The sequence below is a fragment of the Pseudomonas lijiangensis genome, assembly GCF_018968705.1.
Taxonomy (GTDB): domain Bacteria; phylum Pseudomonadota; class Gammaproteobacteria; order Pseudomonadales; family Pseudomonadaceae; genus Aquipseudomonas; species Aquipseudomonas lijiangensis.
The window spans coordinates 876,523-902,521 of sequence record NZ_CP076668.1; the positions used below are offsets into that span (position 1 = coordinate 876,523).

Annotated in this window: 20 protein-coding genes; 7 read left to right on the top strand and 13 right to left on the bottom strand. The window is 59.2% G+C overall.

Features of this window, described 5'->3' with window-relative positions:
• The first annotated feature begins 10 nt into the window (after positions 1-10).
• The 7 genes from nusA to KQP88_RS03865 all read left to right on the top strand — a co-directional run bounded on the left by nusA (position 11) and on the right by KQP88_RS03865 (position 8,901).
• Positions 11-1,492: a transcription termination factor NusA gene (gene nusA / locus KQP88_RS03835; protein ID WP_025258501.1), complete on the top strand. Its 1,482-nt coding sequence runs from the start codon at positions 11-13 to the stop codon at positions 1,490-1,492.
• Positions 1,493-1,518: 26 nt separating this feature from the next.
• Positions 1,519-4,062 (top strand): translation initiation factor IF-2, encoded by a 2,544-nt coding sequence (gene infB / locus KQP88_RS03840; RefSeq protein ID WP_200994753.1) that lies wholly within the window; start codon positions 1,519-1,521, stop codon positions 4,060-4,062.
• 158 nt (positions 4,063-4,220) lie between these two features.
• Positions 4,221-4,637, top strand: coding sequence for a 30S ribosome-binding factor RbfA (gene rbfA / locus KQP88_RS03845; protein ID WP_025258503.1), 417 nt, complete (start codon positions 4,221-4,223; stop codon positions 4,635-4,637).
• Between the two features lie 3 nt (positions 4,638-4,640).
• Positions 4,641-5,558 carry a tRNA pseudouridine(55) synthase TruB gene (gene truB / locus KQP88_RS03850; RefSeq protein ID WP_200994752.1) on the top strand — a complete coding sequence of 306 codons (918 nt, stop codon included), beginning with the start codon at positions 4,641-4,643 and terminating at the stop codon, positions 5,556-5,558.
• 150 nt (positions 5,559-5,708) lie between these two features.
• Entirely contained in the window at positions 5,709-5,978 is a 270-nt protein-coding gene (gene rpsO / locus KQP88_RS03855; protein WP_002555121.1) for a 30S ribosomal protein S15, read from the top strand.
• A gap of 172 nt (positions 5,979-6,150) precedes the next feature.
• Entirely contained in the window at positions 6,151-8,256 is a 2,106-nt protein-coding gene (pnp, locus tag KQP88_RS03860; protein WP_198726554.1) for a polyribonucleotide nucleotidyltransferase, read from the top strand.
• Positions 8,257-8,550: 294 nt separating this feature from the next.
• Complete coding sequence (locus tag KQP88_RS03865) at positions 8,551-8,901, top strand: BON domain-containing protein (RefSeq protein ID WP_025258506.1); 351 nt, start codon at positions 8,551-8,553, stop codon at positions 8,899-8,901.
• A 139-nt stretch (positions 8,902-9,040) separates the two neighbouring features.
• Here KQP88_RS03865 and KQP88_RS03870 read toward each other — a convergent pair whose 3' ends face one another.
• The 13 genes from KQP88_RS03870 to KQP88_RS03930 form a co-directional block, all read right to left on the bottom strand.
• Complete coding sequence (locus tag KQP88_RS03870; protein WP_198726559.1) at positions 9,041-9,367, bottom strand: DUF2845 domain-containing protein; 327 nt, start codon at positions 9,365-9,367, stop codon at positions 9,041-9,043.
• Between the two features lie 5 nt (positions 9,368-9,372).
• Positions 9,373-12,324, bottom strand: a complete 2,952-nt coding sequence (locus KQP88_RS03875; RefSeq protein WP_216704898.1) for a DUF748 domain-containing protein — start codon at positions 12,322-12,324, stop codon at positions 9,373-9,375.
• A 110-nt stretch (positions 12,325-12,434) separates the two neighbouring features.
• The gene (locus KQP88_RS03880) at positions 12,435-13,451 is read right to left on the bottom strand and encodes a class I SAM-dependent rRNA methyltransferase (RefSeq protein WP_216704899.1); all 1,017 of its coding nucleotides are present in this window, start codon (positions 13,449-13,451) and stop codon (positions 12,435-12,437) included.
• A gap of 103 nt (positions 13,452-13,554) precedes the next feature.
• Entirely contained in the window at positions 13,555-14,733 is a 1,179-nt protein-coding gene (locus KQP88_RS03885) for an acetyl-CoA C-acetyltransferase (RefSeq protein ID WP_216704900.1), read from the bottom strand.
• A 113-nt stretch (positions 14,734-14,846) separates the two neighbouring features.
• Positions 14,847-15,716: an oxygenase MpaB family protein gene (locus tag KQP88_RS03890; protein WP_216705883.1), complete on the bottom strand. Its 870-nt coding sequence runs from the start codon at positions 15,714-15,716 to the stop codon at positions 14,847-14,849.
• Positions 15,717-15,767: 51 nt separating this feature from the next.
• Positions 15,768-17,705, bottom strand: a complete 1,938-nt coding sequence (gene acs, locus KQP88_RS03895; protein ID WP_216704901.1) for an acetate--CoA ligase — start codon at positions 17,703-17,705, stop codon at positions 15,768-15,770.
• Between the two features lie 164 nt (positions 17,706-17,869).
• A complete protein-coding gene (pgi, locus tag KQP88_RS03900) occupies positions 17,870-19,534 on the bottom strand; it encodes a glucose-6-phosphate isomerase (RefSeq protein WP_200994747.1) in 1,665 nt (554 codons plus the stop codon).
• Positions 19,535-19,710: 176 nt separating this feature from the next.
• Entirely contained in the window at positions 19,711-20,091 is a 381-nt protein-coding gene (gene panD, locus KQP88_RS03905) for an aspartate 1-decarboxylase (RefSeq protein WP_025258514.1), read from the bottom strand.
• 7 nt (positions 20,092-20,098) lie between these two features.
• Entirely contained in the window at positions 20,099-20,947 is an 849-nt protein-coding gene (panC, locus tag KQP88_RS03910) for a pantoate--beta-alanine ligase (protein WP_216704902.1), read from the bottom strand.
• Positions 20,944-21,744 carry a 3-methyl-2-oxobutanoate hydroxymethyltransferase gene (gene panB / locus KQP88_RS03915; protein ID WP_216704903.1) on the bottom strand — a complete coding sequence of 267 codons (801 nt, stop codon included), beginning with the start codon at positions 21,742-21,744 and terminating at the stop codon, positions 20,944-20,946. The genes panC and panB overlap by 4 nt, the downstream gene beginning before the upstream one ends.
• Before the next feature lie 223 nt (positions 21,745-21,967).
• Positions 21,968-22,471 (bottom strand): 2-amino-4-hydroxy-6-hydroxymethyldihydropteridine diphosphokinase, encoded by a 504-nt coding sequence (gene folK / locus KQP88_RS03920; protein WP_200994746.1) that lies wholly within the window; start codon positions 22,469-22,471, stop codon positions 21,968-21,970.
• Positions 22,464-23,861 carry a polynucleotide adenylyltransferase PcnB gene (locus tag KQP88_RS03925; protein WP_200994745.1) on the bottom strand — a complete coding sequence of 466 codons (1,398 nt, stop codon included), beginning with the start codon at positions 23,859-23,861 and terminating at the stop codon, positions 22,464-22,466. Before KQP88_RS03925 ends, folK begins: the two co-directional genes overlap by 8 nt.
• Positions 23,862-24,550: 689 nt before the next feature.
• On the bottom strand, positions 24,551-25,978 hold the full coding sequence (locus KQP88_RS03930) for a sigma-54-dependent transcriptional regulator (RefSeq protein ID WP_200994744.1): 1,428 nt from the start codon (positions 25,976-25,978) through the stop codon (positions 24,551-24,553).
• Between the last annotated feature and the right edge of the window lie 21 nt (positions 25,979-25,999).

The following is a 25,999-nucleotide window of genomic DNA, read 5'->3' on the forward strand; positions in this document are numbered from 1 at the left end:
GAGGCGTACGATGAGCAAAGAAGTACTGCTGGTTGTTGAGTCGGTGTCCAATGAAAAGGGCGTTCCGGCAGGAGTAATTTTTGAAGCGCTGGAGTTGGCTCTTGCCACTGCTACCAAGAAGCGTTTTGAAGATGAGGTTGAACTGCGTGTGGAAATCAACCGCCACACCGGTAACTACGAGACTTTCCGTCGCTGGAATGTGGTCGAAGACGAAGATCTGGACGATCCGGCTTACGAGCTGGCTGTAGACCAGGCCCAGGCCAGAAAGCCGGGTGCTGTCGCTGGCGATCTGATCGAAGAGAAGATCGAGTCCATCGAATTCGGTCGTATTGCTGCGCAGACCGCCAAGCAAGTCATTGTGCAGAAGGTTCGTGAAGCCGAGCGTGCTCAGGTGGTCGATGCCTATCGCGAGCGTCTGGGCGAAATCATTTCCGGTACTGTCAAAAAGGTTACGCGTGACAATGTCATCGTTGACCTGGGTAACAATGCCGAAGCATTGCTGGCTCGTGAAGACATCATCTCCCGTGAGACTTTCCGGGTCGGTGTGCGTCTGCGGGCTTTGCTGAAAGAAATCCGCACTGAAAACCGCGGCCCACAGCTGATTCTGTCGCGTACTGCGCCGGAAATGCTGATCGAGCTTTTCCGTATCGAAGTACCGGAAATTGCCGAAGGTCTGATCGAGGTGATGGCTGCCTCCCGTGACCCGGGTTCGCGTGCAAAAATCGCTGTTCGCTCCAAGGACAAACGAATCGACCCGCAAGGCGCCTGTATCGGCATGCGCGGTTCGCGTGTTCAGGCCGTATCCGGCGAGTTGGGTGGCGAGCGTGTGGATATCGTGCTCTGGGACGATAACCCGGCACAGTTCGTGATCAACGCAATGTCTCCTGCTGAAGTGGCTGCAATCATCGTCGATGAAGATGCCCATGCTATGGATATCGCTGTTGGTGCGGACAACCTGGCTCAGGCCATTGGTCGTGGCGGTCAGAACGTGCGTCTGGCAAGTCAGTTGACTGGCTGGACCCTGAACGTGATGACCGAATCGGACATCCAGGCCAAGCAGCAGGCAGAGACTGGCGACATTCTGCGCAACTTCATCGACGAGCTGGAAGTCGACGAAGATCTGGCGCAGGTGCTGGTTGATGAAGGCTTCACCAGCCTGGAAGAGATTGCCTACGTACCGCTGGAAGAAATGCTCAACATCGATGGCTTTGACGAAGAAACCGTCAACGAGCTTCGCGCTCGTGCCAAGGATCGCTTGTTGACTAAAGCCATCGCTACTGAGGAAAAGCTGGCAGACGCCCATCCGGCCGAAGACCTGCTCTCGCTTGAGGGTATGGACAAGGATTTGGCGATGGAACTGGCGGTGCGCGGCGTAATTACCCGCGAAGACCTGGCCGAGCAGTCTATAGATGACCTGCTCGACATCGACGGCATTGACGATGATCGTGCCGGCAAGTTGATCATGGCCGCCCGAGCCCATTGGTTCGAGTAACAGGCGCGGCCTGAGGAGAGAAGTGCATGACGCAAGTCACGGTGAAACAACTGGCCGATGAGGTCAAAACACCGGTAGAGCGCCTGCTGCAGCAGATGCGTGAGGCAGGTCTGCCGCACACCGCCGCCGAGGAACATGTGTCCGACAGTGAAAAGCAATCGTTGCTGACTCACTTGAAAAGCAGCCACAAGGCTAAAGTGGAAGAGCCGCGCAAGATTACCTTGCAGCGCAAGACCACCAGCACCCTGCGCGTTGCCGGCAGCAAAAGTATCAGCGTTGAAGTGCGCAAGAAGAAAGTTTTCGTGCAACGCAGCCCGGAAGAAATCGAAGCCGAGCGCAAGCGTGAGCTGGACGAACGCCGTGCGGTAGAAAATGCCGCCCGTCAAAAGGCTGAAGAAGAAGCCAAGCGCCGCGCCGAAGAAGAAGCGCGTCGCCAGCCTGCTGCCGAGCCGGTTGCAGCACCTGCTGCTCCTGCGCCAGCCCCGGTGGCTGCTGCAGAGCCTGTGCGTGAAGCGCCTGCTGCCCCGGCGGCACCTGCGCCAACATCCGCACCTGCTGCGCCTGTTGTCGAAGTTCGCAAGCGTGACGATCAGCGTCGTCCGGACAAGACCCGTGGCGATGACCGCAACGCCCGTGGCGGTGACGGCGAGCGCAAGAACGCTCCGCATCGCGCTTCGGTAAAAGAGAAGGCGCCGGCTGTTCGCGTTGCTCCTCGTACTACCGACGAAGAAAGCGATGGTTTCCGTCGTGGTGGTCGTGGCAAGTCCAAGCTGAAGAAACGCAATGCCCACGGTTTCCAGAACCCTACCGGTCCGGTTATTCGTGACGTTGCCATCGGCGAGACCATCACTGTCGGCGAACTGTCGGCGCAGATGTCCGTCAAGGCAGCTGAAGTCATCAAGTTCATGTTCAAGCTGGGCACTCCGGTGACCATCAACCAGGTACTGGATCAGGAAACTGCCCAGTTGATCGCCGAAGAGCTGGGCCACAAGGTCACGCTGGTCAGCGACAACGCCCTGGAAGATTCCCTGGCCGAATCCCTGAAGTTCGTGGGTGAAACCTTCGCCCGTGCTCCGGTCGTGACCGTAATGGGCCACGTTGACCACGGCAAGACTTCCCTGCTCGACTATATCCGTCGTGCCAAGGTTGCTGCTGGCGAAGCCGGTGGTATCACCCAGCACATCGGTGCCTACCACGTTGAAACCGAACGCGGCATGGTCACCTTCCTCGACACCCCGGGTCACGCCGCGTTTACCGCAATGCGTGCTCGTGGTGCCAAGGCGACCGATATCGTCATCCTGGTTGTTGCAGCAGACGACGGCGTGATGCCGCAAACCATCGAAGCCGTTCAGCATGCCGTGGCTGCTGGCGTGCCGCTGGTTGTTGCAGTGAACAAGATCGACAAGCCGGGCGCAGACCTCGATCGCATCCGTAGCGAACTGTCGGTCCATGGCGTGACTTCCGAAGAGTGGGGCGGTGATACGCCTTTCGTTCCGGTTTCCGCGAAAATGGGTACCGGCGTCGACGAACTGCTCGAAGCGGTCCTGTTGCAGGCAGAGGTTCTGGAACTCAAGGCCACTCCATCGGCTCCTGGACGTGGTGTTGTCGTTGAATCCCGTCTGGACAAGGGCCGCGGCCCGGTTGCCACTGTTCTGGTTCAGGACGGTACGCTGCGTCAGGGCGACATGGTTCTGGTCGGTTCGAACTTCGGTCGCATCCGCGCCATGCTCGACGAAAACGGCAAGCCTGTAAAAGAAGCTGGCCCGTCGATTCCGGTCGAGATCCTCGGTCTGGATGGCACGCCGGACGCTGGCGACGAGATGAGCGTACTGGCTGACGAGAAGAAAGCCCGTGAAGTTGCTCTGTTCCGTCAAGGCAAGTTCCGTGAAGTCAAACTGGCTCGTGCGCATGCCGGCAAGCTGGAAAACATCTTCGAGAGCATGGGCCAGGAAGAGAAGAAGACGCTTAACATCGTCCTCAAATCCGACGTCCGTGGTTCGTTGGAAGCTCTGCAGGGCGCCCTGGGCGGCCTGGGTAACGATGAAGTGCAAGTGCGTGTCGTCGGTGGCGGTGTCGGTGGTATCACCGAGAGCGACGCCAACCTGGCACTGGCCTCCAACGCTGTACTGTTCGGCTTCAACGTGCGTGCCGATGCCGGCGCTCGCAAGATCGTCGAGCAGGAAGGTCTGGATATGCGTTACTACAACGTGATCTACGACATCATCGAAGACGTCAAGAAAGCACTGACCGGTATGCTGGGCAGCGATGTTCGCGAGAACATCCTCGGTATTGCCGAAGTGCGTGACGTGTTCCGCTCGCCGAAATTCGGCGCGATCGCAGGCTGTATGGTCGTTGAAGGTGTTGTTCACCGTAACCGTCCAATCCGCGTTCTGCGTGACGACATCGTTATCTTTGAAGGCGAGCTGGAATCCCTGCGCCGCTTCAAGGACGATGCTTCTGAAGTTCGTGCCGGCATGGAATGCGGTATCGGCGTCAAGAGCTACAACGACGTCAAGGTCGGTGACAAGATCGAAGTCTTCGAGAAGGTCCAGGTTGCTCGCAGCCTCTAAATCGCGAGCTACAGGAGCCATGGCAGCACCACGCATGCAAATGCACGGGGCTGTCATGGGCTCTCAACGCAACGCCCGGTCTGGCAATTGTCAGGCCGGGCGTTTGCCGCTTTCAGACTGTCAGGGTTTGGTCCCGAGTCAGTAACAGGTAGCAAACCATGGCAAAAGAATATAGCCGTACCCAACGAATCGGCGATCAGATGCAGCGTGAACTCGCGCAGTTGATCCGTCGCGAAATCAAGGACCCACGTGTGGGTCTGGTCACTATCACGGCTGTCGATGTCAGTCGTGATGTGGGTCATGCCAAGATTTTCATGACCGTAATGGGCCAGGACAGCGCCGAGGAAATCGCGCAGAGCATCAAGGTGCTCAACTCCGCCGCCGGCTTCCTGCGCATGCAGCTGGCCCGTGAGATGAAGCTGCGCAGCGTGCCGCAGTTGCATTTCCATTACGACGAAAGCGTGGCGCGTGGCGCACATCTCTCGGCATTGATCGAGCGTGCAGTGGCTGAAGATGGACAACATCAGGAAGGTTCCGCGCCACAAGGCGTGAAGCCGGACGGTAGCGAGGAGTAAGGCGTGGCTCAGGTCAAGCGTATACGCCGCAACGTCAGCGGAATCATCCTGCTCGACAAGCCACTGGGTTTTACTTCCAATGCGGCCCTGCAAAAGGTGCGCTGGTTGCTCAATGCCGAAAAGGCCGGGCATACCGGCAGCCTCGACCCACTGGCGACAGGTGTGTTGCCGTTGTGTTTCGGTGAAGCCACCAAGTTCTCTCAGTACCTGCTCGATTCGGACAAGTCCTACGAGACGCTGATGCAACTGGGCAAGACCACCACCACGGCCGACTCCGAAGGCGAAGTGTTGCAGACTCGCCCGGTGACCGTTGGTCGTGAAGATATCGAAGCGGTATTGCCGGAATTTCGCGGGCAAATCAGCCAGATACCTCCGATGTACTCGGCTCTCAAGCGTGATGGCCAGCCTCTTTACAAGCTGGCTCGTGCAGGTGAAGTAGTGGAGCGCGAGCCTCGTTCTGTTACTATTGCGCGCCTGGAATTGCTGGCTTGCGAGTCCGAGACTGCGCGTCTTTCGGTCGATTGCAGCAAAGGCACCTATATTCGGACCCTGGTCGAGGATATCGGTGAGAAACTGGGCTGTGGAGCCTATGTTGCAGAGCTGCGCCGTACCCAGGCCGGGCCTTTCAACCTGAGCCAGACGGTCACGCTGGAAGAGCTTGAGCAGGTCCACGCCGACGGTGGCAACGAAGCGGTCGACCGTTTCCTGATGCCATCTGACAGCGGTCTGCTACATTGGCCATTGCTGCAGTTTTCGGAACACAGTTCTTTCTACTGGCTGCATGGTCAGCCGGTAAGAGCACCGGATGCGCCGAAGTTCGGCATGGTCCGGGTGCAGGATCACGAAGGTCGCTTCATCGGTATCGGTGAAGTAAGCGAAGACGGGCGTATAGCGCCGCGTCGTCTGATTCGGTCAGAATGACCGGAACCAGGCTGTCTGCATGCAGGCGGACTGGAACGAGGGTGGCTGTCAACAGGCACGGTCACATCTCATTTTTTAATACGGGGTTTGTCCCCGGCCTGTTGGAACCGTCTTCTCCGGAAGCGGCTCCTTTACTGAAGGATTGCCCACATGGCACTCAGCGTTGAAGAAAAAGCTCAGATCGTAACCGACTACCAGCAAGCTGTTGGTGACACTGGTTCGCCAGAAGTGCAAGTTGCACTGCTGACCGCCAACATCAACAAACTGCAAGGCCACTTCAAGGCCAACGGTAAGGACCACCACTCGCGTCGTGGTCTGATCCGTATGGTAAACCAGCGTCGCAAGCTGCTGGATTACCTGAAAGGTAAGGACGTTAGCCGTTACAGCGCCCTGATCGGTCGTCTGGGTCTGCGTCGCTAATAACGACGTTGCGAGAGGTTGGTTGTCTGTCACGAATCATCGGTATACCGATGGCTCTGGCAGGCTTCCAGCCTCTAGTTTTATCTGGACTGCCGAAGGGTCCGATTCCCCTCGCTGCCCAAGAATTCGCAAGAAACCAGTTCCCCAAGAGCCACAGAAAAGGTAGGAAACCGTGAACCCGGTAATCAAGAAATTTCAGTTCGGTCAATCGACCGTAACCCTGGAGACTGGCCGCATCGCCCGTCAGGCTTCCGGCGCAGTACTGGTCACCGTTGACGACGACGTCAGCGTATTGGTGACAGTGGTCGGTGCCAAACAGGCCGATGCCAGCAAAGGCTTCTTCCCGCTGTCCGTGCACTACCAGGAAAAAACCTACGCTGCCGGCAAGATCCCTGGTGGTTTCTTCAAGCGTGAAGGCCGTCCTTCCGAGAAAGAAACCCTGACTTCGCGTCTGATCGACCGTCCGATCCGTCCGTTGTTTCCAGAAGGCTTCATGAACGAAGTGCAGGTTGTCTGCACCGTGGTTTCCACCAGCAAGAAAACCGATCCGGACATCGCTGCGATGATCGGTACTTCGGCTGCCCTGGCCATCTCCGGCATTCCGTTCGACGGTCCTGTCGGCGCTGCCCGTGTTGCTTTCCACGAAAGCACCGGCTACCTGCTGAACCCGACTTACGAGCAGTTGCAGGCTTCGAGCCTGGACATGGTCGTAGCCGGTACTTCCGAAGCTGTTCTGATGGTTGAATCCGAAGCCAAGGAACTGACCGAAGACCAGATGCTGGGCGCCGTTCTGTTCGCCCACGACGAATTCCAGGTCGTGATCAACGCAGTCAAGGAACTGGCCGCCGAAGCCGCCAAGCCTCTCTGGAGCTGGCAGCCAAAGCCGGAAGCCACCGAGCTGCTGGGCGCGATCCGTTCCGAGTTCGGCGACGCGATCTCCCAGGCCTACACCATCACCGTCAAGGCCGACCGCTATGCGCGTCTGGGCGAGCTGCGTGATCAGGTCGTTGCCAAGCTGGCTGTCGAAGAAGGCAGCCCGTCTGCCGGCGAAGTCAAAGCAGCTTTCGGTGAAATCGAATACCGCACCGTGCGTGAGAACATCGTCAACGGCAAGCCACGTATCGATGGCCGTGACACCCGCACCGTTCGTCCTCTGAACATCGAAGTCGGCGTTCTGCCAAAGACTCACGGTTCGGCACTGTTCACCCGTGGCGAAACCCAGGCTCTGGTTGTCGCGACTCTGGGTACTGCCCGTGACGCACAGCTGCTGGACACCCTCGAAGGCGAGAAGAAAGACCCCTTCATGCTGCACTACAACTTCCCTCCGTTCTCGGTAGGCGAGTGTGGTCGCATGGGTGGTGCTGGTCGTCGTGAAATCGGCCACGGCCGTCTGGCTCGTCGCAGCGTTCAGGCCATGCTGCCTGAAACCGACGTGTTCCCGTACACCATCCGTGTCGTATCGGAAATCACCGAGTCCAACGGTTCCAGCTCCATGGCTTCGGTCTGCGGTGCTTCCCTGGCTCTGATGGACGCCGGTGTACCGATGAAGGCACCTGTTGCCGGTATCGCCATGGGTCTGGTCAAGGAAGGCGGCAAGTTCGCCGTTCTGACCGACATCCTGGGTGACGAAGACCACCTGGGCGACATGGACTTCAAAGTAGCCGGTACCTCCAAAGGTGTTACCGCGCTGCAGATGGACATCAAGATCAAAGGCATCACCGAAGAAATCATGGAGATCGCCCTGGGCCAGGCCCTGGAAGCTCGCCTGAACATCCTCGGCCAGATGAACCAGATCATTGGTCAGTCGCGTACCGAGCTGTCGGCCAACGCTCCGACCATGATCGCGATGAAGATCGACACCGACAAGATCCGTGACGTCATCGGTAAAGGCGGCGCGACCATCCGTGCAATCTGTGAAGAGACCAAGGCTTCGATCGACATCGAAGACGACGGCTCGATCAAGATCTTCGGCGAAACCAAGGAAGCGGCTGAAGCAGCACGTCAGCGCGTTCTGGGTATCACTGCTGAAGCGGAAATCGGCAAGATCTACGTCGGCAAGGTTGAGCGTATCGTCGATTTCGGCGCATTCGTGAACATCCTGCCAGGCAAGGACGGTCTGGTTCACATCTCCATGCTGAGCGATGCTCGTGTAGAGAAAGTGACCGACATCCTGAAAGAAGGTGAGGAAGTCGAAGTTCTGGTACTGGACGTGGATAACCGCGGCCGTATCAAGCTGTCGATCAAGGACGTAGCCGCTGCAAAAGCGTCGGGCGTCTGATAGCTCGCCAGGCTTCGCCAAAGAAAGGATCCTTCGGGATCCTTTTTTTATGAGCGTAAATAAAGGCTTGCGTAAAACCCACTCAAAACGCCCGATGGGAACATGCATCTTGCAAGTGGAGTTTTTGGTCGAACGGGCAATCTGCACGATCGTGCAAAATGGTGAAAATTATAACTTGTTGTATTTAAAGGGTTTTATTGTTTGTGGCAGATTGGCACACCCCTTGCGATATAACCAGTAACCCTGCAACCAACGATGGTTGGTGCAGTTTCTGAGAAAAACAGGAGTTATCGTATGAAGAAGTTCGCTATCGCTGCTGCCACCGCAACTGCCCTGACACTGACCATGGCTAACGCTGCATTCGCTCAGACCAACACCCAGGCTCCAATGATGCTGGCTGCCGGTGAAGTGACTCAGGCCAAGGAAGCGACCACTGATACCTGGATCACCACCAAGGTCAAAGCTGACCTGCTGACTGAAAAAGGCATCCCAGGCTCGGACATCAAGGTTGAAACCAACAAAGGCGTGGTTTCCCTGTCCTCTACTGTTGCCGTGACCGAAGCTCAGAAGAAAACGGCTGTAGCCATCACCAAGAAAATCAAAGGTGTTCAGGCTGTTTCGGCTGATGGCCTGAAAGCTGAGTAATCCTTTGTAATGAGCATCTGACGTCAAGCCGATACCTTTTCAGGTTGTCGGCAGACAGGAAGTTCATGCGAGAGGCCACAAGGATGTGGCCATTACAGGCCCCGGTATCCGTACCGGGGCCTGTTCTATTTCAGAGAGGTCAGTTACCGCGTCTGCTGTCGATTCGCACCAGACGGCCGCCCTCGAAGCGCAGGTACTGGTACATGCCGTTGATAGGGCCGTAGATCCACTCCTCGATTCTCACTTCCTCGGACCTGCGGTAGTTGCTGCTGTAGGTTTCCTTGCTTCCCAGGACTTCCTGGCTCACAGGCTCACCGCATTTCTGCTGAACCTCGAAAAGCCTGTCCCCGGTGCTGATCAACTGGCTGCCGCAACGCAAGGTCGAAGCCTGTACGCTTGTCGCCGCCAGCGCTCCAGAGAGCGCCAGCAGGATGAAACCGGCAAGGCTGATCGGGGTTCTATTCAACTCGTTTACTCGCTGTCCAGATGAAGTGGGCTGATCACCCGGCCATCCGCTTGTGCCTGGCCCAGGTGCGCATCGACGAAATAGATACGTTCGTCTTCCAGTTGCCCTTTCTGTACCAGATAGTCCTTGATACTGCCAGCCCGGTCCTGGCCCAGCTCACGCAACAGGACCTCGTTGCTGCTCCAGAACTTGAGCACGGCGGCACGCATTCTGTTCAGGCGCTCTTCCTTGCCAAGGTCGGTCCATTCAGCCGGTGGCTGTTGTTTGAGGCGGGCGCGGTAGATGCCTTCGAGCATCGGGCCTTTCTCGTCATCGGGGACCTGCAGCAGTGCCGCTCTGGCCGGTACCTTGTCGCCACGGCGCTGCATGATCTTGTAGTAGGTGGACTGGTATTCGCGTTCCAGTCGCTGCTGGGCGAGCAGAGGGCCATCGCTGCTGGCCGCACTGGTGCCTTCGATCTCCAGGCGCAGGGTGGGGCGCTCCTTGAGTGCGTTGGCCAAGGTGTCCAGTGCCTTGATGGCGTCATTGCTCAGTTCGCTGGAGCCGGGCGCGAAACTCACGCTGCCAAGGTCTTGCGAGCTGCCACCACTGACCAGGCCTCCCAGCAACTTGAAGGGTGCCTGTGCCGTACGCAGCACAAGGTTGCGAAGGGTTTGCCAGACGATGGGCATGACGCTGAATTGCGGGTTGTTGAGGTCGCCTTCAACCGGCAGTTCAAGGGAAATCCGGCCCTGAGTGTCCTTGAGCAGGGCGACCGCCAGACGAATCGGCAAATCCACCGCGTCAGGGCTGTCGACTTTCTCACCCAGTTGCAACTGTTCGACGAGCACTTTGTTCTGAGCTTTCAGCTTGCCCTGTGTGATCAGGTAATGCAGATCGAGGTTCAGGCGGCCTTTACGGATCCGGAACCCGGCGAACTTCCCGGAGTAGGGCGTCAGCGTGGTCAGCTCGACACGTTTGAAGCTGGTTGCGATATCGAGGCTGGCCATGGGGTTGAACGGGTTGAGACTGCCCTTGATGGTAACCGGCGCATAACGGTCCACCTTGCCTTCGACGTTCACCGGTGCCGGTGCGGGCTGGCGGTTGTCGATGGTGCCGATGCGGCCATTGAGCTGCTGCACGGCGGTGATGAAGTTGGGGGTCAGGGTCAGGTCGGCGAAGTTGGCCGAGCCATCCTTGATGTTGACCTCACCGATGTGAATGCCCAGGGGTTTTTCATTGCTGGCAGTTTTGGACGCGGCTGGCGCGGGCTGCTTGTCGGCAGGCTGGGGAATCAGCAGGTCATCGATATTGGTGGTGCGGTCGTCATTGATCATGAAGCGCGCATAAGGCTGCTCCAGATTGACCTGGGTGATCGACAGGTTGTCGCCATGCTGATAATTCAGGCCTTCAACTTCCAGACGCTGCCACTTCATGAAGTCGCGTTGTTTGAGGGTATCGAGGGTATGCAACTGGTTGACCTGAGCCTTGCCCGTAACGGCCAAAGCCAGAGGCTCGGTGCTTTTCAGGTCAACGGCCAGGTCGCTGTCGAGCATCCCGCTGCGCATTTCCAGACGAATGAACGGGCTGATGTAGGCCTGGGCAAGACGCAGGTCGATATCCCGTGTCGTGACATTCAGGCGCGCACTCACCGGGCTGAGATTGACGTCCCCTGCGGCTGTCAGCTTGCCCTGTTTGCCCAGCCCGGTATCGAGCTTGAGGGTGAAAGGCGATTTGTTCAGGCTGTCGAAGTTCTGCATGTCCAGATTCAGAGGCCCGACATCCAGAGTGACGGCTTCCTTGGGGACCCGATCCGCCAGGTGGACCTGATAGTTACGCAGTTGCACATCCCGTAGCAGAACTTGCCAGGGTTTGGCCGGGGATGCCGGGCGAGCGGCAGCCTGAGAGCTGGCATCGGAAGCAGGCTCGGCGGCCTTGGCATCGATTTCCGGTTTTTTCGGTGCCGGTTTTGCCGGCTGGCTGGCAAAGAGCTTCTGCCAGTCCAGCTGGCCATCAGCCTCTCGTGCAGCCCAGGTTTCCAGCTTGTTGCTGCGGATCTTGCCGACGGTGACAAGCTGTCTGGCCAGATCCACCGACGTCTCGCTGACTTCAAGGCTTTGCAGGCGTACCAGAGGCCGTCCATCAGGTGCATCGAGCGCGAAGGGTGAGACGCTGGCGGCGGCGTTGCTGAGCTTGAGTTCGGTTTCCTTGCTCAGGTCGAGGGTGTAGCTGGTGCTGAAGTTCAGAATGCCGTCTTTCAGTGCCAGTGGCAGGGCGTCGCGTACATAAGGCCACCAGAGCTTCATCTTGCTGTCGGTGACCTTGAGGGTGCCTTCGGAGGTGATCGGTACCAGACTGATGCGTCCCTTCCAGTCGATCTGGCCGCCGTCGGGGCCGATGGCGACCATAGTCATGTCGGCGTTGTCTTCCGGGAGCGTGCTGAGGTTCTTCAGCTCCAGGTTCAGCTTGTCGTAAAGGAATTCAATGGGCTCGCCGGGGCGCATGTCCTGGAAGTGGACATAGCCCTCGGCCAGTTTCAACTCATCGATACGCAGCGGAAAGGGTTTGCCTGCGGGCTCATTGCTGGCCGGTTCACTGGGAGGCAGCTTGAACACTTGCGCCAGATTCAGTTTGCCTGACTTGTCGAACAGCACTTCGGTTCTGGGCGCGTTCAACTCGACCTTTTGCAGGTGCAGGGCACCGCTCCATAGGCTGTCGATCTGCAGGTTGGCATACAGCTTCTCGAAGGCAATCTGCTCTTTGCCGGGAACGCCGATGTTCAGGCCCCAGAGCGTCAGCTCCAGACTGTAGGGATTGAGCTCAAGGCGTTCGAGCCTTGCCGGAACGGTGGAGTAGTTGCTCAACTGCTGGTTGGCGATACGCAGGGCAATACCGGGCAGAATGAAAAAGCCCAGCAGGCTGTAGAGCACGAATACAGCCAGCAAAGTGCCAAGAGTACGTTTCAATCCTTTGGACATCGGGGCTTTGTCTCTCTCTTTCGGAGCTCCTTGGAGTATGGCATGCCCATTGGGTTCAAAAGGCCAAGCCGCCTAGCGTTGTAGGAAATTTCCTTTAAAACTGGGCGATATCAGAACTGCAGAATCAGCGTCTTGAGTGGAGGCTGATTGTCCCGGGACGGAAAGTCTTCGGCAGGCTTCATGACCTGGCAATCACGCACTGGTCGGCCCGCTTTGCTGGCACAACGCAGAACCTGCTCGCGCCAATCGTCCATGCTGACTTTTGCCAGGTTGTTGCAGCAGATCAGCACGCCGTCTTCGGCCGTGCTCAAGAGTGCCGGTTTGAGCAGGCTCTGGTAGTCACGCAGCAGATCCACCGTGCCGAAAGCGCTCTTGGCCCAGGCTGGCGGGTCGAGCAGCACCAGATCGTATTGGCGTTGCTGCAGTTTGATGTAGGCCGGGAGTTTTTGCCCGCGGCGTGAGCTGACGGGCAGGCCTGCCAGTTGCCGGATGGCCGGGAAGTAGTCCGACTGGATGAACTGCATCGGCGGCAATTGCGGGTTGAGTGCGCCGTTCTCCCGGCCCACGGCCAGGTTGCTCTCGGCGAAGTCCAGATTGCAGACTTCACTCGCGCCACCGGCAGCAGCGCTCAGGCCGACGCCGCAGGTGTAGGAAAACAGGTTCAGTACGCTCTTGCCCTTGCTGTGAGCCTTGACCCAGCCGCGGGTATTGCGCAGATCGAGAAACAGCAAAGGGTCTTGTCCGGTATGACGGCCGCGCACCCGGTAGTTCAAGCCCCACTCGTGACCGATCAGGTCTTGCAGTGCAGCCTCTTGAGCCTTGTAGATCGGGTCCTGGCGGTCGATGCGGGAGTTGCCCTGGGAGCGGTCGTTGTAGACCAGCAGGGTTTCCAGGCCCAGCCGGGCATTGACCATCGCATGCAACCCCAGCAGCGAGTCCAGATCCAGCGTGTCATGAAAGCTCTGCACCAGCAGTTGCGGGCCATAACGGTCGATGGTCAGGCCGCTGGCGCCCTCCTGGCTGCCATGAAACAGCCGATAGCAGTCCGTCCCTTGCTGATGCAGTTCGGCAAGCAGGTTTTGACGGTTATCGAGGGCGACGCTGAGCGCCTGATTCAAGGAAGACATGCAGAGCGCCTTGGGCTGGAATTAGGCGCGGGAGTTTACCAGTTACAGGACTCGGGGAGATGGCTGATCGCTTGCGCAGGAGCGATCAGCCAGACTCAATGGATCAGCGTGCCAGCGCCAGCGCTACGCCCTGACCGCCGCCGATACAGAGGGTGGCGAGGCCTTTTCTGGCGTCGCGCTTGATCATTTCATGCAGCAGGGTCACCAGCACGCGGCAACCGGAGGCGCCGATGGGATGGCCCAAAGCGATGGCTCCACCGTTGACGTTGACCTTTTCCAGGTTCAGGCCCAATTCCTTGGCGACCGACAGCGACTGAGCGGCAAACGCTTCGTTGGCTTCTATCAGGTCCAGCTCTTCCAGTGACCAGCCAGCCTTGTCCAGGCAGCGACGTGTCGCGCTGACAGGGCCGATGCCCATGATGGCCGGGTCCACGCCCGCATTGGCATAACCGGCTATGCGCGCCAGGACCGGCAGGCCCAGTTGCTCGGCCTTGGCGGCGCTCATCAGCATGACGGCCGCTGCGCCATCGTTGATGGACGAGGCATTGCCTGCGGTGACCGTGCCGTCTTTCTTGAAGGCGGCCTTGAGCTTGCCCAGGGATTCGGCAGTCGTCCCCGCGCGTGGCTGTTCATCGGTATCGAAGCGCAGCGGATCGCCTTTGCGCTGAGGAATCATGATCGGGGTGATTTCATCCACGAAACGCCCGGCTTCGATGGCGGCAACGGCGTGCTGCTGGGACGTGGCAGCGAATTCGTCCTGTGCCTGACGGCTGATGTCGTACTTGTCGGCGAGGTTTTCTGCGGTGATGCCCATGTGATAGTCATTGAAGGCGTCCCACAGGCCGTCGCTGATCATGGTGTCCACCAGAGAGGCGTGGCCCATGCGCAGACCGGTGCGTGCGCCGGGCATCACATAGTTGGACAGGCTCATGTTTTCCTGGCCACCGGCAATGATGATCTCGGCATCGCCGCAACGAATCGCCTGGGTGGCTAGGTGCAGCGCCTTGAGGCCCGAGCCACAGACCTTGTTCAGGGTCATGGCGGGCACTGCAAACGGCAGCCCTGCCTTGATCGCGGCCTGACGCGCCGGGTTTTGCCCGGCACCAGCGGTCAGTACCTGGCCCATGATGACTTCATCGATCTGCCCGCCATCCACGCCGGTCTGGGTCAGGAGCTGGCGAATGACGGCTGCGCCCAGCTCCACGGCGGGAATGCTGGCCAGTGAGCCCTGGAAGCTGCCGACGGCAGTCCGGGTGGCGGCAACGATAACGACGTCTTGCATGGTGCTGATCCTCATTGTTATTGGGCCGGGCCGGGTGACGGCGCGGCGTGATCAATGGGCTCATGTTGGCACATATGCAAAGCCCGATTCCAACCGGGAACCCGGTGGTCATCTTATACAGGGGCCATTCTTCGCTGCGCCCGATGAATGGAGCCGTTGCGCACCGCCCAGCGCAGTATCGGCGCGCAGCCATTGACGCTGGCGCGAATCATCCTGCGCCGCAAGGGGCCTTGTTCGACATCGAGCATTTCGCAGGCCCAGAGCGGCAGCAGGTCGATCCCGGCCTGCATCATCAGGGCGCCAAAGGGTTTGACCAGCCTGTTGGGTGCGGGCTCGTTGAGCAGCAGGCGCATCACTTCGCGGCTGCGGTCGTCGCACAGCAGTTGCCCGCGAATGTTGTCCAGATAATCGGCAATCTGTTGGCGTGAGCGCGGTACATCACGGGCGCCCAGGCGTTCGGCGATGAGGGCGGTTTCCGCGTAGTAGGTGTCCTGTTCGGCCTGTGACAGCTCAGGGTCGAGATAGCGCAGGTGCGCCGCAAGAAAACTGCTGACTTCCGCCACATGCACCCAGGTCAGCAAGTCAGGGTCGCTGGCGGCATAAGGCCGGCCATCTGGTGCAATGCCCGTGACTTGCAGGTGGATGGTGCGGACCTTTTCGATCAGCCAGTTCGCGTCATGGGTGGCGCCGAACGTGGTCCCTGCAAGGAACTGTCCGGTGCGTCGCAAGCGGCCGAGCATGTCCTCGCGGAAACTGGAGTGATCCCAGACCCCGGCCAGCGCCAGTGGGTGCAGCGCCTGAAGCATCAAGGCGCTGATGCCACCGATCAACATGCTGGTGAAGTCCCCATGCACACGCCAGCAAATGGCCTGGGGGCCGAACAGGCCGGGATCGCCCTTGGGATTCTCCAGATCCAGTTGGCCCAATGACAATCCGGTCAGGCTCATGACCTGGGTTTCTATACGACGACGAATGAATTCCATGTGCTCTCGGGTTACAACGGCGGGCATGGTGCAGACCATGCCTCGCTTGCCTCATCGATTCAAGCGTTTGTCGATCAGGTTATCCACAACCCCGGGATCGGCCAGGGTCGAGGTATCGCCCAGGTTATCGAGTTCGTTGCTGGCGATCTTGCGCAGGATACGCCGCATGATCTTGCCCGAGCGGGTCTTGGGCAGGGCTGGCGCCCACTGGATCAGGTCGGGCCGGGCGAATTTGCCGATCTCCTTGCTGACATGGGCCAGCAGCTCGTTTTGCAGGTCATCGCCGGGTTCGATGCCGTTGATGAGGGTGACAAAGGCATAGATGCCCATGCCTTTCACGTCGTGGGGATAACCCACCACTGCGGCTTCGGCGATCTTGTCGTGGAGCACCAGGGCGCTTTCGACTTCGGCCGTACCGATCCGGTGGCCTGACACATTGAGCACATCGTCCACACGGCCAGTGATCCAGTAATCGCCATCTTCGTCACGACGTGCCCCGTCGCCGGTGAAGTAATACCCGGCATAAGGTTTGAAGTAGGTGTCGATCATGCGTTGCGGGTCGCCGTAGACACTGCGGATCTGTCCCGGCCAACTGGCCTTGATTGCCAGCAGGCCGCTGCCGGGGCCCTTGATTTCCTGGCCTTGTTCATCCAGCAGTACCGGCTGCACGCCAAACATGGGTTGTGTCGCGCAGCCGGGTTTGAAATGGCTGGCACCGATCAGGGGCGTGAGCATGATGCCGCCGGTTTCGGTCTGCCACCAGGTATCGATGATAGGGCAACGCTCCTTGCCCACCTGATGGAAATACCATTCCCAGGCTTGGGGATTGATCGGTTCGCCGACACTGCCCAGCAGCCGCAGGCTTTCCCGGGACGTGCCTTGCAGAGGCGCCGGGCCTTCGCGCATCAAGGCCCGCAGGGCGGTGGGTGCGGTGTAGAAGATATTGACCTGATGCTTGTCGATGACCTTCCAGAAGCGTGAGGCATCCGGGTAGTTGGGCACGCCCTCGAACATCAGCGTCGTCGCGCCATTGGCAAGGGGGCCATAGACGATGTAGCTGTGGCCGGTGACCCAGCCGACGTCCGCCGTACACCAGAAAACCTCGCCATCGCGGTAATCGAACACATGCTTGTAAGTCATGGCCGCCTGCAGCAGATAGCCGCCGGTGGTATGCAGCACGCCCTTGGGTTTGCCGGTGCTGCCGGAGGTATAGAGAATGAACAGCGGGTCTTCGGCGTCCATGGGCTCTGGCGGGCAGTCATCGCTGATGCCGTGAAGCGCTTCGTGATACCAGAGGTCGCGGCCCTTGACCCAGTCGATTTCTCCCTGGGTTCGCTCCACCACCAGCACGGTGCTTACGTTCGGGCAGCTTTGCAGCGCCTTGTCGACGTTGTGTTTCATGGGGATATATTTACCGCCCCGTATGCCTTCATCGGCGGTAATGACCGTGTGGCAGTCCGAGTCCAGGATCCGGTCGCGCAGGGCATCCGGAGAAAAGCCGCCAAACACCACCGAATGCACGGCGCCGATGCGAGCGCAGGCGAGCATGGCGTAGGCGGCTTCGGGAATCATCGGCATGTAGATACACACCCGGTCGCCTTTGCGGACGCCACGAATCTTCAGGACATTGGCCAGCCGGGAAACGTTGTGGTGCAGCTTCTTGTAGGTGACTTCGGCGGATTCGGTCGGGTTGTCGCCTTCCCAGATCAGCGCGATCTGATCGCCTCGGCCTTGCAGATGGCGGTCGATGCAGTTGTGGCTGACATTGAGTTTGCCTCCCTTGAACCAGCTTGCCTGTCCGGTACTGAAGTCAGAACGGTGGACCTCGTCCCAAGGGGCTGACCAGTCGAGAAAGGCGGCGGCCTGTTCGGCCCAGAATTGCTCGGGGTTATCCACAGACTGGCGATACAGGCGTTTATAGTCGGCCGGGCTCAGCTGTGCGGCCAGGCTTGTGGCGTAGGCTTTGGGGAATGCGCGGATATCGAACATGATCGGCCTCCTTGATCTTGTGTGGGTACAAGAATAGAAGCCGGTGAGGGATCGCGAATGAGTGGGGGGCTGTTGTCAGGTTTTGCCAGGTGAGTTCGGTAGCTGTGGGAGGCAGCTTGCTGGCGACAGGGCTGCCTCCCACATCATTACCCATGCAAGGGTGATCAGCCGCGGTGACGTCCGCGGAAGTAGTTGATCAGGCCCTGGGTCGAAGCGTCTTCGGCAGGCTCTTCGATACCGCCGGTCAGGCGCTGGTAAACACCTTTACCCAGCTCTTTACCCAGCTCGACGCCCCATTGGTCGAAGGCGTTGATGCCCCAGATCACGCTCTGTACGAAAACCTTGTGTTCGTACATCGCCACCAGTGCGCCCAGACGGCGCGGGCTGATGCGTTCCACCACCAGGGTGTTGCTCGGACGGTTGCCCGGAATGACCTTGTGCGGCGCAATCTGCTGCACCTGTTCTTCCGGTACGCCTTTTTCACGCAGCTCGGCTTCGGCTTCGGCGCGGGTCTTGCCCAGCATCAGCGCCTGGCTCTGGGACAGGCAGTTGGCGTAGAGCCACTGGTGATGGTCGGCAACCGGGTTGAAGCTGACGATCGGCACGATGAAGTCAGCCGGAATCAGTTGGGTGCCCTGATGCAGCAACTGGTGATAAGCGTGCTGACCGTTGCAGCCTACGCCGCCCCAGATGACCGGGCCGGTATCGGTGGAAACCGGCGTGCCGTCCTGGCGTACGCTCTTGCCGTTGGATTCCATGTCCAGCTGCTGCAAGTGCTTGGTGATGTTACGCAGGTAGTGGTCGTAAGGCAGGATCGCGTGGCTCTGTGAGCCCCAGAAATTGCCATACCACACGCCCAGCAAGGCCAGCAGCACCGGCATGTTCTTCTCGAACGGCGCGCTCTGGAAGTGCTGGTCCATGGTGTAGGCACCGGACAGCAGCTCCTTGAAGTTGGACATGCCGATGGCCAGCGCGATAGGCAGGCCGATGGCCGACCACAGCGAGTAACGACCGCCGACCCAGTCCCACATCGGGAAGATGTTCTCTTCACGGATACCGAACGCAACCGCTGCCGCGTTGTTGCTCGATACTGCGATGAAGTGACGGTACAGCTCGGCCTCGGAGCCCCCTTGAGCCAGATACCAGGCGCGTGCGGCCTGGGCGTTCTTCAGGGTTTCCAGGGTGTTGAAGGATTTCGACGAAACGATGAACAGCGTGGTTTCGGCGCGGATCTTCATCGACAGTTCGTGGAATTCACTGCCGTCGATATTGGCCAGGTAATGGCAGCGCACGCCTTTGTGGGCGTACGACAACAGGGCTTCGGACACCAGCTCCGGGCCGAGGAACGAGCCACCGATGCCGATGTTCACCACGTCGGTGATGGGCTTCTCGGTGTAACCGCGCCACAGACCGTCATGAATGCGACCGACCAGCTCGGTGATCTGGTTAAGGACCTTGTGGACTTCCGGCATCACGTTGACGCCATTGACCAGCAGCTTGTCGCCAACCGGGCGGCGCAGCGCGGTGTGCAGCGCCGGACGACCTTCGGAGGAGTTGACCAGCTCGCCGTCGTATTGTGCCTGGATCGCTTCCTTCAGGCCGACTTCATTGGCCAGGTTGACCAGCAGGTCCTGTGTTTCGCTCGTAATCAGGTTTTTGGAGTAGTCGAGAAACAGGCCGCAACTGCTGAGGGTGAATTGGCTGAAGCGTTGCGGGTCTGCATTGAACGCATCGCGCATGCTGAAATCCTGCATGGCTTGGCGGTGTTGACTCAGCGCCTGCCAGGCGGGCAGAGCGGTCACATCAGAAGGATTGCGGTAGTACGCCATCGCTGCGGGTTTCCTTTAACTTGAACTGCCTTGGAGGTTGAAAAGCCAGATCGCAAACTTGAATGCTCGGCAACTCAACGGAGACTACCCCCCGCATGCCTGTTTGTCTGCGCTCTGTCTTACATGAGGCCGGTACTATTTCACACAAGCTGAGTGTTGTGTGTGTATGGGATTACCTAGGCAACCTGTACCGGTATGGCATTGCTGGTATGGCTAAGTTCATTGCCCGGCGCCATATAAAGCATGCGTGGCTTGAAATCGACCAGTTCGGCGTCGGAATACTGAGCATAGGCGCAGATGATCACACGGTCGCCGACTTTCGCCTTGTGAGCCGCGGCACCGTTGACCGAAATCATGCGTGAACCTTCTTCACCACGGATGGCATAGGTGGTGAAACGCTCGCCGTTATCGATGTTGTAGATCTGGATCTGCTCGTACTCGCGAATGCCGGACAGGTCCAGCCACTCGCCATCGATGGCGCATGAGCCTTCGTAGTCGAGCACGGCGTGAGTGACTTCTGCACGGTGCAGTTTGGCTTTGAGCATCACGGTGTGCATCTTGTTGTTATTCCTTGGTCAGGTGCAGATTGTCGATCAGGCGGGTCTTGCCCAGAAAGGCGGCAACCAGAATGACCAGATCACGGTCTTGTCCGGTCGCAGGTCGCAGGCTGGTGGCTTCACGCACTTCCAGGTAGTCGATACGGAAACCTTCGGCTTCCAGGGTTCTCTTGCCGATATCGATCAGGCTGTTGATCGCTTCGTTGCTGCGAATGCCGTCGGCCACGGTGCTGAGCACGCGATACAGCGCAGGTGCCTTGGCGCGCTGCTCTTCGCTCAGGTAACCGTTGCGCGACGACAAGGCCAGGCCATCGGCGGCGCGAACGGTCGGTTCGCCAATGATCTGGATCGGCATGTTCAGATCCCGGACCAGTGCCCGGATCACCGCCAGTTGCTGAAAGTCTTTCTCGCCAAACACGGCCAGGTCAGGCTGAACCATGTTGAACAGCTTGCTGACCACAGTGGCAACGCCGTCGAAATGGCCGGGCCGGCTGGCACCGCAAAGCCCTTCGGACAGGTGCGGAACGCTGACCAGCGTCTGATCGGCCATGCCGTGCGGGTACATTTCTTCAACGCTGGGCGTGAACAGCAGGTTGCAACCGGCTTCCAGCAGTTTTTCCTTGTCGGCATCCAGGGTGCGGGGATAGCTCGCCAGGTCTTCGTTGGGGCCGAACTGCAGCGGGTTGACGAAAATGGTGGCGACCACGAAGTCCGCCCGCTGGCTTGCCCGTGTAACCAGTGCGGCATGTCCGCTGTGCAGGTTGCCCATCGTGGGCGTCAAGGCAATCCGTTTACCTTCGCTGCGGGCGCGAGCGACGGCGGCGCGCAGGTCCAGTACGGTTTTTACTGTGTTCATGCCGAGAATCCGTGTTCAGTTGCCGGGAAGCTGACGTTTTTGACTGCGCTGACATAGGCCTGGATGGCCGAATGAATGTCAGGCTGGCCGACCATGAAGTTCTTGACGAACTTGGGGACGCGACCGCTGATGGACAGGCCGAGCATGTCATGCAGCACCAGCACCTGACCGTCGGTGGCGCTGCCGGCGCCGATACCGATGACCGGTACTTTCACCGCCTGGGTGATTTCCTCGGCCAGTTCGCTCGGTACGCACTCCAGCAGGATCATGGCGGCGCCAGCCTGTTCCAGGGTAATGGCATCGGCACGCATCTGGCGTGCCTGGGCTTCCAGACGGCCCTGAACCTTGTAGCCACCCAGCACGTTCACCGATTGTGGCGTCAGGCCCATGTGGGCGCAGACCGGAATGCCACGGTCGGCGAGCAGGCGTATCGACTCGGCCAGCCACGCAGCACCTTCGACCTTGACCATGTGCGCGCCGGCCTGCATGAGCGTGGTGCTGTTGGTGAAGGTCTGTTCGAGGGTGGCGTTGGCCATGAACGGCAGGTCGGCAAGAATCAGCGCGCCCTGATTGCCGCGTTTGACGCAGGCAACGTGATAGGCCATTTCGGCGGTCGTCACTGGCAAGGTGCTGTCATGGCCCTGCAGGACCATGCCCAGCGAGTCGCCCACCAGCAACACTTCGACACCCGCCTGGCTGGCGGTATGGGCGAAGGTCGCGTCGTAGCAGGTCAGCATGGTGATTTTCTCACCTTTCTGCTTGAGGGCCAGCAGCGACGTAACAGTTATATCAGGCATCTAAAAGTCTCCATCAGGCGCTGTGCACACTGCGGCGATTCATCTTGGAAAAGCAGGCACACCGTCGTGTCGCGGTGTTTCGCAAAGGCCTGTTTCGCGCCCATTCACCAACGGGTTGGCGGCGGGAGGCCTATCTTCGTGAGGAGGGGGCATGAAGTCAATTGCAGGTGTTACCCGTTTCATCATCGGTTACAGATGTGTAGTAACGGGTGACACGTCAGGTTTACGCCGGAGCGGACAAACGCTCCAGGCCCTCGAATGGGCAAGCGGCCAGTAACTGCTCCAGCGTGCGCCCGTCAGCCAGATCCAGGCGGGGAGCCAGTTCTGCCAGAGGGTAGAGAACGAAGGGGCGGGCCTGCATGTGATAGTGCGGCACTTTCAGGCGTGGTTCGTCGATCAGTCGCTCGCCGAACAGCAGAATATCAAGGTCCAGCGTGCGCGGGCCCCAGCGTTCATGACGCTCGCGGCCCTGGTCCAGTTCGATGCCTTGCAAGGCATCGAGCAGTTCCAGCGGTGCCAGTGCGGTGTCCAGTGCGGCAACGGCATTGGTATAGCGGGGCTGGCCGGGCAACAGGGAGTCGCTGACGTAAAAAGACGAAACGCCTGCCAGCTGGCTCTGTGGCAGTAGCGCCAGTGCATCGAGTGCATGGCGCAACTGCTCGGCCGGGTCAGCGAGGTTGCTGCCCAGGCCTATATAGACACGCTCGCGGCTCGAAACCTTACTCACCGGACGCCTCGGCGTCCCGTTTGCGTTTGGCACCGCTGCTGCGACGACGCTTGCGAGGGCCTGTGCCGGTGGCTTCGGGCTTGTTGCCAAGGTCACGAATCATGTCGCGGCGCTGGCTGTCGTTGCAGTCCTGATAATCGGTCCACCACTCGCCCAGACCGTCGGTCTGCTCGCCAGCGGTTTCGCGCAGCAGCAGGAAGTCGTAACCGGCACGGAAGCGTGGATTGTCGAGCAGCAGGTCGGCGCGTTTGCCGGAGCGGCGTGGCAGACGTTCCTGCATGTCCCAGATCTCGCGGATCGGCATGGTGAAACGTTTTGGAATGGCGATGCGCTGGCATTGCTCGATGATCAGCTCGTGCGCGGCTTCCTGCATGGCCGCAATCGGTGGCATGCCGCGTTCTTGCAGGCGCAGCACCTTGGCAGGCAAGGCTGGCCAGAGCAGAGCAGCGAACAGGAACGCCGGTGTTACCGGCTTGTTCTGCCTGATGCGCAGGTCGGTGTTGATCAAGGCATTGCTGATCAGGGTATGGGTGTAGGTCGGGTTGTATTCCAGGGCCTTGGAGCTGGCCGGGAACAGGGGCTCGAACAGCTCCAGATCCACCAGCATTTCAAAGGTGGGCTCGGCGTGGCCGGACAGGAACAGCTTGAGCACTTCCTCGAACAGACGGGCCGACGGGATATCACGCAGCATCGGCGCCAGCGGGCGAATCGGCAGGGTGCTGTGCTTTTCGATACCGAAGTCCAGCTTGGCTGCGAAACGCACGGCGCGCAGCATGCGCACCGGGTCTTCCTTGTAACGCTGCTCGGGGTCGCCGATCAGGCGGATCAGGCGGTTGCGAATGTCGTGTACGCCGTTGGCGTAATCGAGCACCCGCTCGCTGACCGGATCGTAATACAGCGCGTTGATCGTGAAGTCCCGGCGCTGGGCGTCTTCTTCCAGCGTGCCATAGACGTTGTCACGCAGGATGCGGCCGCTTTCATTGCGCGAGGACTGGTTGCTGTCCTCTTCTTCCTCGTCCTGAGGATGATTGGCGCGGAAGGTCGCAACTTCGATGATTTCCCTGCCAAAGTGGATATGGACCAGCTTGAAGCGGCGGCCAATGATCCGGGCGTTACGGAACTCTGCACGCACCTGTTCAGGTGTGGCGCTGGTTGCTACGTCGAAATCCTTGGGCTCGATGTTGAGCATCAGGTCGCGCACGCAACCACCGACCAGATAGGCCTGGTAGCCAGCGTTTTGCAGGCGCTCGACGATATTGACCGCATGACGGCTGAACTGGCTGCGCTGCAGCGAGTGCTGACTGCTATTGAGCACTTCAGGCGTGGTGCGCGTGTGTTGCTGCGGTTTACGCACTGGGGAACGGAATGACTGGAACAGCTTCTTCAGCATGGGATGCACTGTTTGAAGGAATATTCGGCCAAAATGAAGAATGGCCGCACGATGGGCGGGGATTCTAGCATTTAGTCGGGGGATGGTGTAGGAGGCTGCGCATCGGGCATCAAAGGAAGGGATTCAAAAGCTCTGGAAGCTACTGGGGGAGCCGAAGCTCCCCCAAAGTGCGTGCTCTTTATTTTTATTGTCTTGTCGGGCTTCTTGTTTTTGTTGAGTGCCCATTCACAGGGTTTCGCCTGTGAAATCTCCCAATCGGGAGTCAAGAGCAAACGGATTGCTTTGGTCGCTGCGTTGCAATGATCATTCGATCCAACCAGTTCAGGCGCTACCTAAGGGTAGTTTTTATTATTCTCGGCCTGGTTGCGGGGCAAGCCCCAAATACAACTCCTCTCCAAAAGAATCAGTTAGCTGCGCCTCCGCCGTCTTGTTCTTGTTATGCGTGAGTCGATTCGTCTTATTTTTATTATGGGTGTCGTACTGCTTGTTGTTCTTCTTGTACTAAGGATATAGCAGAAGGTGTGCCAACTTTTTGAAACCCAGTGAAACCGGGGCTTTGCGGGGTTTCGGCTTTTTGGGCAGGTACAAAAAAGCCGGGCTTCGTTACCGTAAGACCCGGCTTTTGTTACGTAGGAGGTACGAAGGTAACAGTTTTGTTAACTGGCCTGCGCACCCCGACGCAGAGCCTTTCAGGTTTCGTTGGCGACCCCTTTGCGGCGCGGAATGCCCAGTCGCTGGCGGCGTTCCCACAGGCACTTGCGGCTGACGCCCAGTTTGCGTGCCAGTTCGGTCTCTGTCATGTGATCCTGGTGTTCCAGGACGAAGTGCTGGAAGTAGTCTTCCAGCGACAGGTCTTCGGTAGGCTCGCTGTTGGTGGAGTTCGCCGAAGCGGGGAGTGGCGCCAGGCCCATGTACTCGTCGTCATCCAGCCCGTCGAGCTCGATGTCGATACCCAGCAGGTCGGCAGAGATTTCCGGGTTCTCGCACAGAATCACCGAGCGTTCCACGGCGTTTTCCAGCTCCCGTACGTTACCCGGCCAGCTGTAATGACGGATGGCCTGTTCGGCGTCGGGGGCAAACTTCAGATCGTTGCGGCCAGCCCTGGCGCTTTGGCGAACCAGAAAGGCGCGGGCGATTTCGAGCACGTCGTTACCGCGTTCGCGCAATGCAGGCAGTTTCAGCGCGATCACGTGCAGACGGTAATAAAGGTCTTCGCGAAATTCGCCATTCTTGGCCAGGGTCTTGAGGTCCCGGTGGGTCGCGGCGATCAGGCGCACATCGACCTTCTGTGACTGCACGGAGCCGACGCGACGAATCTCGCCTTCCTGCAGAACGCGCAAGAGTCTGGCCTGTGCTTCCAGAGGCAACTCACCGATTTCGTCGAGAAACAGGGTGCCGCCATCGGCCGCTTCAACCAGGCCTGCGCGACCTGCGCTGGCACCGGTAAAGGCGCCTTTTTCATGGCCGAACAGCTCGGACTCGATCAGGGATTCGGGAATCGCTGCGCAGTTCACGGAAATCATCGGAGCCTTGGCGCGACGAGAAAGGTTGTGCAGGGCGCGGGCGACCAGTTCCTTGCCGGTCCCGGACTCGCCCTGGACCAGAACGTTGGAGTCTGTGGGCGCGACTTTACGAATCTTGCTGTAAAGATCGAGCATGGGCGGGCAGGAGCCGATGATGCCGATCTCGCCGTTCTGCGCAGTGCCCTTGTCGGCACCGTTGGCTTTGGCGGGCGCGCTGCGTTCAGCCTGCTGGCTGGAGCTGGTCTGACGATCACGCAGGATCCGCGCAACGGCCTGCAGCATTTCATCGTGGTCAAAGGGTTTGGCGATGTAATCCACCGCGCCCATTTTCATGGAGTCCACGGCCGAGCGCAGGCTGGCATAGCTGGTCATGATCAGTACGGGCTTGCCTTCACCGAGCTTGATCAGTTCGGTGCCTGGAGCGCCAGGCAGTCGCAGGTCGCTGACGATCAGGTCGAACGAGGGGATATTGAAACGCTCCTGAGCCTCGGGTACCGAACCTGCCTCGCTGACTTCGTACTGGTTACGCTCAAGCAGACGGCGCAGGGCCGAGCGGATAATGGTTTCGTCTTCGACGATCAAAATATGCGGCATCGATTCAGTTCTCTCGACGGT

Bases quoted from the DNA above. Each gene is read 5' to 3' on its own strand.
- nusA (WP_025258501.1), top strand. From the start codon at position 11: ATGAGCAAAGAAGTACTGCTGGTTGTTGAGTCGGTGTCCAATGAAAAG.
- infB (WP_200994753.1), top strand. From the start codon at position 1,519: ATGACGCAAGTCACGGTGAAACAACTGGCCGATGAGGTCAAAACACCG.
- rbfA (WP_025258503.1), top strand. From the start codon at position 4,221: ATGGCAAAAGAATATAGCCGTACCCAACGAATCGGCGATCAGATGCAG.
- rpsO (WP_002555121.1), top strand. From the start codon at position 5,709: ATGGCACTCAGCGTTGAAGAAAAAGCTCAGATCGTAACCGACTACCAG.
- KQP88_RS03865 (WP_025258506.1), top strand. From the start codon at position 8,551: ATGAAGAAGTTCGCTATCGCTGCTGCCACCGCAACTGCCCTGACACTG.
- KQP88_RS03875 (WP_216704898.1), bottom strand. From the start codon at position 12,324: ATGTCCAAAGGATTGAAACGTACTCTTGGCACTTTGCTGGCTGTATTC.
- KQP88_RS03880 (WP_216704899.1), bottom strand. From the start codon at position 13,451: ATGTCTTCCTTGAATCAGGCGCTCAGCGTCGCCCTCGATAACCGTCAA.
- KQP88_RS03885 (WP_216704900.1), bottom strand. From the start codon at position 14,733: ATGCAAGACGTCGTTATCGTTGCCGCCACCCGGACTGCCGTCGGCAGC.
- KQP88_RS03890 (WP_216705883.1), bottom strand. From the start codon at position 15,716: ATGGAATTCATTCGTCGTCGTATAGAAACCCAGGTCATGAGCCTGACC.
- acs (WP_216704901.1), bottom strand. From the start codon at position 17,705: ATGTTCGATATCCGCGCATTCCCCAAAGCCTACGCCACAAGCCTGGCC.
- pgi (WP_200994747.1), bottom strand. From the start codon at position 19,534: ATGGCGTACTACCGCAATCCTTCTGATGTGACCGCTCTGCCCGCCTGG.
- panD (WP_025258514.1), bottom strand. From the start codon at position 20,091: ATGCACACCGTGATGCTCAAAGCCAAACTGCACCGTGCAGAAGTCACT.
- panC (WP_216704902.1), bottom strand. From the start codon at position 20,947: ATGAACACAGTAAAAACCGTACTGGACCTGCGCGCCGCCGTCGCTCGC.
- panB (WP_216704903.1), bottom strand. From the start codon at position 21,744: ATGCCTGATATAACTGTTACGTCGCTGCTGGCCCTCAAGCAGAAAGGT.
- KQP88_RS03925 (WP_200994745.1), bottom strand. From the start codon at position 23,861: ATGCTGAAGAAGCTGTTCCAGTCATTCCGTTCCCCAGTGCGTAAACCG.
- KQP88_RS03930 (WP_200994744.1), bottom strand. From the start codon at position 25,978: ATGCCGCATATTTTGATCGTCGAAGACGAAACCATTATCCGCTCGGCC.